Origin of the sequence: Mycobacterium sp. SVM_VP21, assembly GCA_024758765.1 — a bacterium.
GTDB lineage: Bacteria > Actinomycetota > Actinomycetes > Mycobacteriales > Mycobacteriaceae > Mycobacterium > Mycobacterium heraklionense_C.
Map to the genome: position 1 here is coordinate 4,249,989 of CP101406.1, position 13,824 is coordinate 4,263,812.

At 66.0% G+C, this 13,824-nt stretch carries 10 protein-coding genes and 2 riboswitches; all 10 genes read left to right on the forward strand.

Going from position 1 to position 13,824, the window contains the following annotated elements; translation table 11 throughout:
- The first annotated feature begins 79 nt into the window (after positions 1-79).
- A complete protein-coding gene (locus NM962_19970) occupies positions 80-4,297 on the forward strand; it encodes a cation-translocating P-type ATPase (protein ID UVO14848.1) in 4,218 nt (1,405 codons plus the stop codon).
- 16 nt (positions 4,298-4,313) lie between these two features.
- A complete protein-coding gene (locus NM962_19975; GenBank protein ID UVO12145.1) occupies positions 4,314-4,727 on the forward strand; it encodes a nuclear transport factor 2 family protein in 414 nt (137 codons plus the stop codon).
- Positions 4,728-4,809: 82 nt separating this feature from the next.
- Positions 4,810-4,870: riboswitch (Fluoride riboswitch) on the forward strand.
- 410 nt (positions 4,871-5,280) lie between these two features.
- On the forward strand, positions 5,281-6,543 hold the full coding sequence (locus tag NM962_19980) for a PPE family protein (GenBank protein ID UVO12146.1): 1,263 nt from the start codon (positions 5,281-5,283) through the stop codon (positions 6,541-6,543).
- Between the two features lie 31 nt (positions 6,544-6,574).
- Positions 6,575-7,957: a PPE family protein gene (locus NM962_19985; protein ID UVO12147.1), complete on the forward strand. Its 1,383-nt coding sequence runs from the start codon at positions 6,575-6,577 to the stop codon at positions 7,955-7,957.
- Positions 7,958-8,378: 421 nt separating this feature from the next.
- Positions 8,379-9,305, forward strand: coding sequence for a sulfotransferase domain-containing protein (locus NM962_19990; protein UVO12148.1), 927 nt, complete (start codon positions 8,379-8,381; stop codon positions 9,303-9,305).
- A gap of 113 nt (positions 9,306-9,418) precedes the next feature.
- Positions 9,419-10,399, forward strand: a complete 981-nt coding sequence (locus NM962_19995; GenBank protein ID UVO12149.1) for a hypothetical protein — start codon at positions 9,419-9,421, stop codon at positions 10,397-10,399.
- A 10-nt stretch (positions 10,400-10,409) separates the two neighbouring features.
- The gene (locus NM962_20000) at positions 10,410-10,847 is read left to right on the forward strand and encodes a hypothetical protein (GenBank protein ID UVO12150.1); all 438 of its coding nucleotides are present in this window, start codon (positions 10,410-10,412) and stop codon (positions 10,845-10,847) included.
- Positions 10,848-10,953: 106 nt separating this feature from the next.
- Positions 10,954-11,265: a hypothetical protein gene (locus NM962_20005; protein ID UVO12151.1), complete on the forward strand. Its 312-nt coding sequence runs from the start codon at positions 10,954-10,956 to the stop codon at positions 11,263-11,265.
- A gap of 64 nt (positions 11,266-11,329) precedes the next feature.
- On the forward strand, positions 11,330-11,818 hold the full coding sequence (locus NM962_20010; protein ID UVO12152.1) for an inorganic diphosphatase: 489 nt from the start codon (positions 11,330-11,332) through the stop codon (positions 11,816-11,818).
- 332 nt (positions 11,819-12,150) lie between these two features.
- Positions 12,151-12,212, forward strand: a riboswitch (Fluoride riboswitch).
- A gap of 373 nt (positions 12,213-12,585) precedes the next feature.
- Entirely contained in the window at positions 12,586-13,812 is a 1,227-nt protein-coding gene (locus NM962_20015) for a PPE family protein (protein ID UVO12153.1), read from the forward strand.
- Positions 13,813-13,824 lie beyond the last annotated feature (12 nt).

Genomic DNA, 13,824 nt, shown 5'->3' on the forward strand with positions numbered 1-13,824 from the left:
CCTGGGCATCCGTGCGGCATCAGCCGTCGTCGACGCGGCCGCTCGCAGTGCATCGGCCACCACCGAGGCCGTCGGTGCCATCGCCTCGGCCGGACTGCAGGTCGCCGCGCTGCCAGTTCGGGAAGCCAGCCGGATGCTGTCCGGCGAAGCCACCACGGCGACGCTGACCCGCAGGTGCTGGCGCGGGGAGAACCGCGCCTGGATCGAGGTCCGCGGCCTGACTGAATCCGCCGAACTGGGGCAGCGGGTGCTCGACACGCTGGTCGCCGAACCCGCCGTGGTGTCGGCGCGACTGAACCGCCCGCTGTCTCGAGTCGTGGTGGAACTCGCGGTCGATGGTGAGCAGGTATCACTGAATGACCTGTGCCGCCTGATTACCGGGGTCGAACGCGGCTACCGCCGGTCCGAAGGCACGGCAGCTCAGACCAGTGCCGCACCGCCTACGGTCCTGCCCGGCGACGGGTTGCTGCTGATGGCCCGGGGCCTGATGGTCGGCGTCAACGCCGCCGGGCTGGCCATCGCGGTCGCCGGGCGCGCGCTGCGGCTGCCGCAGGCGCCGATCACCGTCGACGCCGTCGCGGCGCTGGCGAACTACCAGCCGTGGCTGCGCCAGCAACTGGCCGAGCGAATCGGCCGGGGTCCGGCCGACACGGTGCTGTCGCTGATCTCCACCGGGGCGCGCATCGCCACCTTGTCGCCGGCCACGCTGGCAGTGGACTTGGCGTTGCAAGGCGTCAAGGCCGCCGAATCGCAGGCCGCGGCGCAGGCCTGGATCCGCCACGAGCCGCACCTGGCCCGGCACGCCGACCAGGCGCAGGTACACGTGTCGTCGCGGCCGGTGCCCCTGCCGGAGGGGGCGATCGACCGGCACGGACGGCGAGCGGGCTACGTCCAGCTGTTCGGGGCCGGCCTGGTGGGCGTGCTGTCCCGCAATGTCACCACAGCCGCCACCGCGGCCGTGGTCGCCGGCCCGAAAGCCATGCGCACCACGACCGAATCCTTCGCGGCCACCCTGAGTCGGTCGTTGGTCGAACAGCACTCGGCGCTGCCGTTGCGCCCGGAGGGGGTGCGCCGACTCGATCGCGTCGACTCCGTCCTCATCGATCCGCGGCTGCTCTGCACCGTGAACGCACGCCACCCACTGGCCGCGGCGCTGCTGGCCGAGGCGCGGGCGTCCGGCGCCGAACTGGTCACCCTCGACGTGGAGGCCCTCGGGGAACTGCGTCCCGCCTTCGACGAACTGGCGCCGGTCGACATCGCCGCCGACGACGAACAACTCGACCAGGCGCTGTCCGCTGTGTTGACCGAACGTCAGCGAGACGGCCGCACCGTTACGGTGCTGACGTCGACCGGCGCGCAGGCACTGGCCGGCGCCGACGTGGGCCTGGGGATCATGCCCGACGATGAGCAGACGCCGCCGCCGTGGGAAGCGGATCTTCTGCTGGCAGACCTGGCCGGCGCCTGGCGGGTGCTGCACGCGATACCGGCGGCGCGCGCGGCCGCTCAGCGCGGCATCTCGCTGTCCACCGGCGCCTCGACACTCGGTGCACTGCTGATGGTTCCCGGCGTGCGCGCCGGCCGAGGCAGAGGAGGTCCCGGGCCGGTCACCGCCGGGGCAGCCACCGGGCTGCTCTCGGGATACCTGCTGGCTCGCCAGGTCGCTCGGACGCCGGCGCCGCGACCCGCACCTTCTTACGAGTGGCATGCGATGTCGCTCGACGAGGTCCGCGCGATCTTGTCGGCCCCCGGCGTCGCCTGCGCCGCTGCCGAACTCGACGCCGCGCCGCCGCACATGGCCTGGCAGTTCATCAAGGCGGTGCGCGCCGAATTGTCGGATCCGCTGATGCCGGTGCTGGCGCTTAGCTCGGTGGCGACCGCAATGCTGGGCTCGCCGGTAGACGCGATGATGGTCAGCACGGTGCTGATCGGCAACTGCATGCTCGCGGCAGCCCAGCAACTGCAGGCCGAGAACCGGCTGAACCGGCTGCTGGCCCAACAGACCCCACCGGCCCGCACCGTCGAGCCGGGCAGCGACCGCTACGCCGAGATCGTCGCGGACCGCCTGATCCCCGGCACCGTGATCGAGGTCCGCAGCAACGAGGTCGTACCCGCCGACGCGCGGTTGATCGAGGCCAGCGATCTCGAGGTCGACGAATCCTCGCTCACCGGCGAATCACTGTCGGTGGACAAGCAGACCGCGGCCGTGCTGCCCGGTGCTGAACTCGCCGAACGGCGCTGCATGCTCTACGCCGGCACGACGGTTGTCGCCGGCACCGCGCGGGCGGTGGTGACCGCCGTCGGCGCCGACACCCAGGCCCGTCGTGCCGCCGAACTGGCCGCCGGGGATCTGCCGGTGGTCGGCCTGCAGCATCAGCTCAGTCAGCTGATGAGCCGCGCGTTCCCGGCCAGCGCCGGCGGCGGCCTGATGGTCGGCCTGCTGGGGATGCTGCGCGGCGGTGGGTTGCGGCTGGCGCTGGGCAACGCGATCGCGGTCGCCGTCGCCGCGGTGCCCGAGGGTATGCCGCTGATGGCGACCCTGGCCCAACACGCCTCGGCCCAACGCTTGACCGATTCCGGTGCGCTGGTGCGCATTCCCCGCTCGGTCGAGGCGCTGGGCCGCGTCGAGGTGGTCTGCTTCGACAAGACCGGAACGCTGAGCGAGAACCGGCTGAGGGTCACCCGGGTGTACCCGGTCTCCGGCCACAGGCACGACGACGTGCTGCGCTGCGCGGCCAACGCCGCGCCCGCACCCGAGGGCGACCCGCACGCGCATGCCACCGACCAGGCCGTCACCGAGGCCGCCGCCGGGATATCCGACGGCGGGGCACCCCTGTGGACCACCCCGGACGCGCACCTGCCGTTCCGCTCCGGCCGGGCATTCTCGGCATCGGTGTTGGGCAGGGAGCTGATGATCAAGGGGGCTCCGGAAGTGGTGCTGGCCGCCTGCACCGGCCTCGGTCCGGACAGCGACGCGCCCGTCGCCGAACTCGCGGGCGGCGGGTTGCGAGTGATCGCGGTGGCGCAGCGTCGGCTCACGGCCGCACAGGTGAAGTCTTTGGCCGACGACCCGGACGCCCTCGCCAGGCTGTGCCAGACCGGGGTGATGCTCACCGGCTTTCTCGGCATCTCCGACACCCCACGCGCCGAAGCGCCGCAACTGCTCGCCGCCCTCGCGGACCGGGGCGTCGGGATCCGGCTGATCACCGGTGATCACCCCGTCACCGCCACCGCGATCGCCGCGGAACTGGGGGTACCGGTCGCCGCCGATCAGGTCATCACCGGAGCCCAGTGGAACGCGCTGTCGCGCAAGGATCAAGAACGCGCGGTCGGAGAGCGGGTGATCTTCGCCCGGATGTCGCCGGAGAACAAGGTGCAGGTCGTGCAGACCCTCGAACGCAGCGGACGGGTCTGCGCCATGGTCGGCGACGGTGCCAACGATGCGGCGGCGATCCGCGCCGCCAGCGTGGGCCTCGGTGTGGTCGCGCGCGGCAGCGACTCGGCGCACCTCACCGCGGACATCGTGTTGACCGACGGGCGCATCGGTGCCCTGGTGGATGCCATCGATGAGGGCCAGCGACTGTGGCGCGGCGTGCAGTTGGCGGTGACCGGCTTGCTCGGCGGCAACGTCGGCGAGGTGATCTTCGGAGTCATCGGCACCGCGCTGTCGGGAACCTCGCCGCTGAACAATCGCCAGCTGCTGCTGATGAACATGCTGACCGACGCGCTGCCGGCCACCGCGGTCGCGGTCAGCACCCCCGCGGGCTCCTCACACCGGGTGGTGCACGGCATCGACGAACGCAGCCTGATGCGCGCCGTCGCGGTCCGCGGGGCGATCACAGGCGCCGCGGCCAGCGTAGCCTGGGGGATGGCTCGCCTTTCTGTTGTACCGGGCGCCCGCCAGCGCGCCGCCACCGTCGCATTGATCACCCTGGTCACCACCGAGCTGGCCCAGACCCTGGTCGACTCCCACGCACCGTTGGTGTTGCTCACCGCAGCCGGTTCGTTCGCGGCGTTCGCGGCGATGATCAGCCTGCCCGGAATCAGTCAGCTGCTGGGTTGTGTCCCAGTGGGGCCGCTGGGCTGGTCGAAGGCCCTGGGCGCCAGCGGCGCCGCAGTCCTGGCGATCGCCGCGGCGCCGCACGTGTTGCCGGCCGGGCGGGGAGAGTCGGCGGAGGCCAGCGCCGCGACCGAGTCCGGCCCGATGGCCACCGTGGCTGTACTCCGGCCGGTAGGCGACGAGGGCTCCTCGGCCGCGAGCGTCGGTGGGTCTACCGTGAGGGTCAGCCGTACCAACTGACCAGCGGAGGCGTGGCATGCACCCATTCCGGCAAGCCGTCGAGGCCGGGGACGCCGCGGCCATCGAGGCGCTGCTGTCCGATGATGTCGTTTTCACCAGCCCCGTGGCGTTCAAGCCCTACCCGGGCAAGCCGGTCACCGCGGCGATCCTGCGCGCGGTGATGCGGGTTTTCTCCGACTTCCACTACGTGCGCGAGATCGCTGACCCGTCGGGGCGCGACCACGCCCTGATCTTCGAGGCGTCGGTCGACGGTAAACGGCTCACGGGATGCGACTTCCTGCATTTCGACGACGACGGCAAGATCGACGATTTCGTCGTGATGGTCCGGCCGCTGTCGGCGGCTACCGCACTGGCCGACGCCATGGCGCAGCAGTTCGAGCAGATAACGCGTGAGGCGGCGGCGGACGGTGGTCGTTCTGCGGCGCCGTGATTGGCGCGCAGTCTGATACTTCGCTTGCCGTTTTCCCCCGCGTTCCGGTGAGTTGCTGCGTGCAGGGTTGCCGAAGCTTATAGTTGGCGACGGTGATGAGGATCGCCATAACCGCCGACTCGGCTGATGGCTTCTACCCAACTGAATGACCATGGGCGAAGGCTGGGGGCCTGGAATGGTTTTGCGGAACATCACGGTTGACCATCCCGAACCGCGTAATCTCGTTGATCTGCCGCGGTGCGGACAGCGGCGCAGCGCCGACGTCCCCCGAGACTGTCTCCATCGTAACAATGCACCCGCGGGCGACCATGCCGCTGTTCCGGTATGGGCTTGCTGCCCAACCCTTCCCAGGCAACGTCTGCTGGTCCATGTCAGCTCGGCCAAAGCCAAAGCCATGGTGCCACGCCAGGGAACCCATTACGCCCGCAGGCCGGTGAGAGATTCAGCGCCGGCAGCTCCGCGTGTATTCGCCTGGAGCACAAACGGGTACCCCCGAAACGCCGCCGCTGGTAGGTAGCAGGCGGCCAGCGGTGCCGAACGGAAGGCGGGCGATATGGATTTTGGAGCGTTGCCACCCGAACTCAATTCCGCGCGGATGTATTCCGGACCTGGAGCCGGGCCGATGTTGGCGGCCGCCGCTGCCTGGGATGCGGTGTCGGCAGAACTCAGCTCCACGGCATCTGCCTACGACTCGGAAGTGTCTGGTCTGGCCAACGAATGGGCCGGCTCGTCCTCGAACGCGATGGTTGCAGCCGCTGCGCCCTATGTGATGTGGATGTCGAGAACCGCCGGGCATGCCGCACGTACTGCTGCGGGCGCTAGGGCCGCGGCCACGGCGTATGAGGCGGCGTTCGCGGCCACGGTTCCTCCCGCGGTGATCGCGGCCAATCGCAGCTTGCTGGCGACCCTGATAGCTACCAATATCCTGGGACAAAACACCATTGCGATCGCGGCGACCGAAGCTCACTACGCCGAAATGTGGGCACAGGACGCAGCCGCAATGTACGGCTACGCAGGCGCTGCTGCCGCTGCCGCGCGGGTGGCGCCCTTCGGTGAGCCCCCGCAGACGACCAACCCGGCCGGTGCGACGACTCAAGTTGCGTCCGTCTTCCAAGCCACCGCAACGTCGGCCACATCGCACTCGCAGGTTCTACCGCAGCTGCTCACGGCGCTTCCGGAGTCGCTCAATGGCCTTGCCGCGCCGGTCTCGGCGGCTGCCAGTCCTGCCGCAGCGGGTGATTTGGGGGCACTGCTAACCGCCCTCAACTCGTTTATCGTCGGCCCGCTGTCGCCGGCGTCCTTGTTCACCATTGCCGGGGTGCCGGGGCTACTGGGAGTTCAGTCCTATCTCCTTCCCCAAGCCGCCGCCAACCTGACGAGCAGCGCGGAGAAGGTATCCAAACTTCCCTACGACGTCGTTGGCGAACCCTTGGCAGGAGCGCTGGGAATGAAGCCACCGACGCTGACCTCGACGGCACTTCCTGGGGTAGCTGCGCAGACTGCAGGCGCCGGTCGACTTGCGGGCATGTCGGTACCGTCGGGCTGGTTCTCGGCTGCGCCCGAGATCAAGACAGTGGCAGCGATGTTGCCCGAAAGCAATTTCGCGACTGCGCCGACAGCCCTTGCAGCGGAAAGTGATTCAGCGATGCTAAACAACATTGCCGTCTCCGGCTTGGTCGGCCGGGGCATGGTCGGAACCGGCGAGAGCGCTTCCCGGCAGATGACTGCGGCGAGTCCGCCGTCGACCAAGGAATTCGCCCCCGCCACCGACTTTGTCACGTCGGTGAACATCTTCGTGCTTCGCGAGGGTGACTGATGTCGTTCTGCAGTGATCGAGGAGCCTAGCCATGGATTTCGCAACTCTGCCTCCAGAAATCAACTCGGCGCGTATGTATGCCGGTCCAGGTCCGGAATCGCTGCAGGCTGCCGCGGCGGCATGGGACCTCCTTGCCTCCGACCTACGCGCGGCGGCAAGTTCGTATTCGTCGGTGATCTCCGCGCTGACCGCGGCCTGGACTGGACCGTCATCGGTGAGTATGTCGGTCGCTGCCGCTCCCTATGTGTCCTGGCTGGTCACCGCGTCGGCGCGCGCCGAGCAGACCGCCGGCCAGGCCAGGGTCGCGACCGCTGCCTACGAAGCCGCCTACGCGGCCATGATCCCGCCGCAGGTGATTGCAGCGAACCGGACTGTCCTAGCAGAACTGATCGCCGCCAACATCTTTGGCCAGAACGCCATGTCGATTGCCGCTACCGAAGCCCAGTACGCGAGCATGTGGGCACAGGACGCGGCCGCGATGTACAGCTACGCCGGCGCGTCCGCGGCTGCGACCAGGATGGCGCCCTTCACCCAGCCCGCACAGAACTCCAATCCGGCAGCTATGGAGAATCAGGCGGCCGCGACGGCGGCCGGCCTCGGAAATGGCTCCACGTCCAGCACTTCCGCCGTGTTGTCGCAAGCGATGTCGGGGGCTCCGGCGGTGTTGCAGAACCTTGCATCGCCAGCGGCGGCTAGCGACCCGATCTCCGCGTTGACTGATTTGTTGAACGCCATCAATGCATCCCCGTTGGCGCCGGTGGCCGCGCAAGTCGAACTGTTGCCGAAGTTGATCCTCCCGGCCAACGATGTCCTCATCAGCACCATCATGGGTGTGGTGATCGGCGGGAGAGCATTGTCGGACGTCGCCGTTGGGGCAGCGGCGGCCGCGACTGCCGCGCCCGCGGTCGCCTCGACAGCAGCGGCGCCGGCGGTTGTGGCGAGCGTTGGACAGGCGGGAATGGTCGGAGCGCTGGCGACCCCACCGACCTGGGCGGCGGCCACCCCAGCGATCAGGACCGTGGCCGCGGTGTTGTCCTCCTCCGGCCATGCGGTTTCTGCCGCGGCGGTGAGCGAGGGGGGTCTCTTGAGCGACGCCGCCCTCGCCGGCATGGTGGCGGGGGCAGCGGGTACCGCCGCCACCCGCGGCCTGGTGGGGGGAAACGCCGGCCGATCTGTGATGAGTAAAGACGTCAAGGCCGTCAAAGATCTGCAGGACCGGCGGTCGTCGCCGGGGCTGCAGCGTCTGGTGGCCGAAATGGCTGAGCGGCCGGACAGCGTGCAACATTGGCACACCGATTCCGAGCACCTCGACTCCCTGTTGGCCGAACTGGAACACAAGCCCGGCATCCACGCTGTGCACGTGGGCAAAGTTGACAAATCTGGGAACGTTCTACCAAATTCACAGCCTCGGTAGGCGCCCGTACCGGTACCGCCGCACTTCGTCACCTCCTCGTGTGGGACGCGTCGCTGTCGTGCTACCCGTGAGGCGCGTCCGGAACGACTCCGCTAGCCGGCGTTGGGCATTGGGGTTGCCCTTACGGGCCCCTTGGAGTGAGTCATGTCGAGGTGGCCCAGCCGTATGGCGCCACGTCGGCGCGGCGAACTGACTCGACGCAACATGCCAGTGACCCGCCAACTGGTCGACAGGGAGCCTCCAGCTCGATGGGGGAGCATTAAAAATCAGCATGAGTAAAACTCTGGCGTGATCAGAGTGTCCGTGTCGCCCGACTCAGGGGCGGGCCACGGATTGCTGGGTGATATTTCGGCGGGTTCTGCGGCGGACTACATCGGTCCGCGAGGCCGGATCCACATGCGCATTCGAAGGAGCGTTGATCATGGAGAAACAAATGGTCGCCCCGCAGAGGGTCCTCCGGGACTACCTCTCGGATTCGACCGTGTGGTTGGGCTTCTTGGCGCAGGGTGGTTTCGTCGAGGGCGATATCGTTGTTGCGGACCCGTTCAAGGCGGGGACCACGTGGACTCAACGAATCCTGCAGCAGATTCTGCACAACGGGGAGGAAAGGGACGGCGGGCTGTCGGATACGTCGCCCTGGCTGGACTCGAGTTGGGGGAATCACGCCGAGATGCTCCGGACCTTGAGGGAGCAGCGCGAGGCCGGAATGCGGCGCGTAATGAAGTCCCATCTGCCGGCGGATGCGCTCCCGATCGCTCCGGAACCGCGCTACGTATTTGTGGGCCGCAACGGCAAGGACCTTGGCATTAGCTTCCACAATTATCTCAAGAACTTCTCGGCCGCGACGATGTCGGAGATCAATCGGATATATGCCGTGTGGTCGGTCAATTCAACACCACTTGTGATCCCGGAAGATATGCAAAAGTTCTTCGATCTGTGGCTCGACAACGATGGCTACGAGTGTTGCGATCTGCTGGGCATCATGGCGTCGTGGTGGAAGCTCAGGGATGAACCCAACGTGCTGTTGGTTCACTACCGGCAGCTGAAAGACGACTTGCCGAGTCAGGTCGTCCGTATCGCCGAGTTCTTGACCATCGACCCGGGAACGCTGCGGCTGGACGACATCCTCCGGCACTCTTCGTTTGAGTACATGAAGGGCCGTGCGGAAAAGATGGCACCGTTTGGCGGTGAGCACATGTCGAGCGCCAAGGCGTTCTTTCACAAGGGCCCGAAGCGTGATTTTCGCACCGAACTGACGTCCGAGCAGATCGAACGATTCGACCGCAAAGCCTTGGAAAGGCTCGGGCCGGCGTGCAGTCGTTGGCTGGAGACCGGCGACACCGCCTAGCGGCGGTGGAAGCAGCCCTGGGGGGTGATGCTGTGGTCCGACCACAGGTCCGGCGCCACGGGACGTTCGTTTCGGCTATGTCCCGTGGTGCCGCTTCCGGGCTGGTGAATCTTATGTCCAGCCAGATCGTGGTAGGTCGAGATCGCCTCCTTGTGGTGGGCGCAGTGCTGCTGTATGTCGCCGTGATCGCACTCGGTGCAGGGTTCGGCCGCGGCTACTTCGTACTGTTCCCTGGGTTGGTGGCGGTCGCCTACGAAGTGTTGATGCGACCGTGGGGTCGCTGGGCAAGCCAGCGGTGGCGGCTTGTCGTTGCACCGGCTTCGGCTGCCGTTATCGGCACGGCGATCACCATTGCCTATGGGTACAGTCCTATGAGCGTGCTTCTCGATGTTGGTCTATGCCTGTTGGTGCTCATCGTTTTTCGAGCCAGCATCTCCGCGGCGATGCCGGCAGGCCTGCTGCCACTCGTCTTGGAAATCAAGACCTGGTGGTACCCGGTTTCGGTAGCGCTCGGCTTGGTCGTGCTGATCTGTGTTCTGGTGCCTTGGCGGCGGCGGTGTCTGCAACGGTATCGAGAAACTGGACAGGATGCGGCCGATGGAGCTCAAATGCCGAGTGACGCACCGTCCTTCCGGCGACCTGGTACCTGGCTCTTTGCGCTATTCATTGCCCTGATGACGTTCGGCACCGGGGCATCGGGTCTCCGGTTCATGTTGTTCCCCCCGCTTCTCGTGCTGACTTACGAAATGTTTTTGCGTCCTACGAGTTGTCCCTGGGCAGGCCGACCGGGCGCTCTGATCGCGACATGCTCGCTGAGCGCTTTGGTGGGGTGGCTTTCGGCGAGCTTGGTAGGACACAGTGCCATCGCTGCAGTCGGCGCGGCCGGCTTCGGGATTCTCGTCCTGAGGGCACCGCAGATTCACGTGCCGCCGGTGCTGACGATTGGGATATTGCCAGGCCTGATCGCTTCGCCCGGCATCGCCTATCCCATATCCGTGATGGTGGGGACTGGAGCGCTGTGCCTAGCTTTTCTGCTTTGCCGTCCATGGTTGATCGCGGCGAGTGAAGCCGAACCAAGAGTTTTTGCGATATGAGGAGCCCACAGTGCCAAATTCTCAATTGACGGCGGTGCTGTTCGTCCTGCTACTGCTGGTCGGACTGGCGCAAATAATCGGTTATATTTTCGTCAAGTTTCGCCAACCAAAAATGATTGAAGAAATCCCGGCCGGTGTTGTCGTCGGCCCCTCAGTTTTCGGCCAGGATTCCGTGCGTGGCGCATGTAGTCGCCACCGCCACTGGGGCCGGGATGACCCTTATGATGCGCAAAAGCTTCTCGAGCAGTATCGGGAGAAGTTGTCTATCAAGCCGGTATTCCTCCGGGAAAACTGGTACCGCACGGCATGTCTGGAAGTGACGAATTCGGCATTATGCGGGCATGACTCGATGGCGCAGAGCTTTAGTGGCAGTCTCATTCGGAGCATTCTCACGGGTGAGGTCCAGCCTGCCCAGCGGGTCAGAGGCGCGAGGTCTTCGAAATTGTGATGGAGGCTGCGGGAAATACGGTATGAGTTCGCCGTTCGTCACTGATGAATACCTGGAGGGCCGGTTGCCGATCTTTGAGCTGGATCAGCTGGAAAGGAATTAGGATATGGCTAGGAATGCCGCGGGAATAACAATAAACGTGTGGATCAACGATGAACGTCTGAAGGCCTTGCAGGAAGCGGGGATGGAGCAGATGGCGAAAGATGCGTTCGCCGGGATGAAGCTGCTCTCGATCGAAGTTACGGAGGCGCAGAAGGATTCGCTCCTCGAGCGCTATGCTTCCGCGAAGTATGATTCGTCCACCACCGGGTCGATCGAACTGCTACCTAAGCGGGCGAAAGATGAGTTGTTAGAACTTGCAATCCGCATGCATTCGACAGGGTACGACGTTACTGAGCAGTTTATCGAGAGTGCATAGTCCCCGCACCGTTATTGTTAGCGCATAGCCTCCGACAAATCGATCTTGAAAGGCGCCGTGAAAGATGCAATTCGACGTGACCATCGAAATCCCCAAGGGTCAGCGCAACAAGTACGAGGTTGACCACGCCACCGGGCGGGTCAAGCTCGACCGCTACCTGTACACGCCGATGGGCTACCCGACCGACTACGGCTTCATTGAGGACACCCTCGGCGAGGACGGCGACCCGCTGGACGCGATGGTGTTGCTGCCGCAGTCGGTGTTCCCCGGTGTGCTGGTAGAGGCGCGTCCGGTCGGGATGTTCCAGATGACCGACGAGGCCGGCGGCGACGCCAAGGTGCTGTGCGTGCCGGCCGGCGACCACCGGTGGGACCACATCCAGGACATCAGCGACGTGCCCGCCTACGAGCTGGACGCGATCAAGCACTTCTTCGTGCACTACAAGGACCTGGAGCCGGGCAAGTTCGTCAAGGCCGCCGACTGGGTGGGCCGCGCCGAAGCCGAGGCCGAGATCACCCGGTCGATCGAGCGGTTCAATAAAGCGGGGCACTGAATTCTGGCGTCTGACCCTCCGGCTCGCTCGTATCGGGTGGGACAGGCATGGGTGTCTGGGCTGTTGTGAGTGACCCAGCACCCGTCCGGCACGGTAGACAGGGCGTCTTCGATCGCGGTCCGTTGCCCCTGGCCGCCGCTGGACGTCACTGACGTGCACACCCCGCGGTGATTTTTCAGCTACTTAGTTGAGCGATTGCAATCGCCATATCAATGGTGCAGGGGCGGCCGAAAGAACAGTTTTCGTTGATATCAATGTGGGCGAGGCCACACAGAACATCTTCAGCTAGCTGCGACAATAGCTCCAGCTAGGTATCCCGATGCAGGAGTACTTTGGCAATGGGCGATGAGGCTCGCCATAACCGCCGGGCTCGGCTGATGGCCTCTATCCGGTAAGCGATCGGGTAGGGGGCCGTCGGACAGATGCTGGATTCGCTAGCCAACAAACCTCGCACAACTGTCGGCTGTAGGCCGCGGGCACTGCGGGCGCCATTATCGGGGAGTCGTGTTAGCCGGACCGTGCGGACCGTCAGCCGCTCCGCCGGCCAGCCCGCCCGCCCCTCCTCATTTGAGATCCTTTGCCGCCATGAACCTCGCCCAGGACTAACCGATCTGTTGCCGTCCAAAGGCGGCATCGCTGCGCGACCTCTGGATAGAAGAAATGCCACTATTCGCGCGGTAACAGGTCGCAGTGATGTATCGCGCACTCGAGAAGCCGATAACCCATGACACCGAGTTCTGTAGTGCTGCCCGAGAAAGGAATAACTGATGATTGATTTCGCGGAATTGCCGCCCGAGGTTAACTCGGGGAGGATGTATTCGGGGCCGGGGTCGCGATCGTTGATGATCGCTGCGACAGCGTGGAATACGCTGGCTGGCCAACTGGAGTCGGTCTCGCGCGACTACGAGGCAGTAGTTTTGGGGCTGCAGGGCGAGGTCTGGTCGGGGGCTACGTCGGAAGCGATGGCCGCTGCGGCCGCTCCGTACGTCGCGTGGCTGGCCGCAACTGGCGCGCACGCCGGGCAGGTGGCTAGCCGTGCTCGGACAGCGGCCAGCGCGTATGAGACGGCGTTGGCAGTAATCGTGCCGCCAACAGTGGTCGCGGCGAATCGCGTTCAGCTGATGAACTTGATCGCGAACAACATCTTGGGACAGAACGCAACGGCGATCGCGGCTACCGAAGCTGACTACGCCGAAATGTGGGCGCAAGATGCCCACGCGATGTACGGCTATGCCGCTTCCTCATCGGCGGCCACGCAGCTGACACCGTTCAGCCAACCGCCGGAGACCACGAATCCGGCTGGGCAGTCCGGCCAGGCTGCCGCGGTCCACCAAGCTGCGGGCTCCTCGGCGGTGTCGCAGTCACAGTCGACTCTGTCGCGGTTGATGTCGCTGGTTCCACAACAGTTGCAATCGCTGGCGTCGGGCACTTCGGCCGGCTCGACGGCGGCGAGTCCGGCGACGGTATCGGCGGCGGCGGATCCGTCGGTATTGGACGCCTTCGGTGCGTTCAACACCGTCACCAATCCGGTCAACTTCGGCGACGGGATCAGCCGCACAATCACCTCCGGGGGTAGCTTCGGGTCCGGGCTCTACCGGATCGGCTTACAGGAGGCCAGCGCTACCCCACCCGCGCTGAGTCCTGCGGTCCCACAACTGCCCTCTCAAGTCCTTTCCTCTGTCGAGCGCGGCCCGGTGCTTGCCGCCGTGGGACAGGCGGCACCGATCGGCGGCCTGTCTGCTCCTCCGGCGTGGGCCTCGGCGACCCCGGTGGCCAGCGTCAGCGAGGATCCGTACTGGCTGTCGGAGATGGAGTTCGCGGCCACCGCGTCGCCGGAAGGTGCCGTGGCGAGCGCGGCCGAGGCGGCGCCGATGGCGGGCCTAGGGCCGATGGCAGGTATGGCCGCGGGAGCGGCGGCGCGTTCCACGGTCAGCAGCATGCTGCGCGTCCAACCCCGCCGATTCAAGATGCCTCGCCCGTCTCTGGGCGGATAGCCGCTGGTCGTC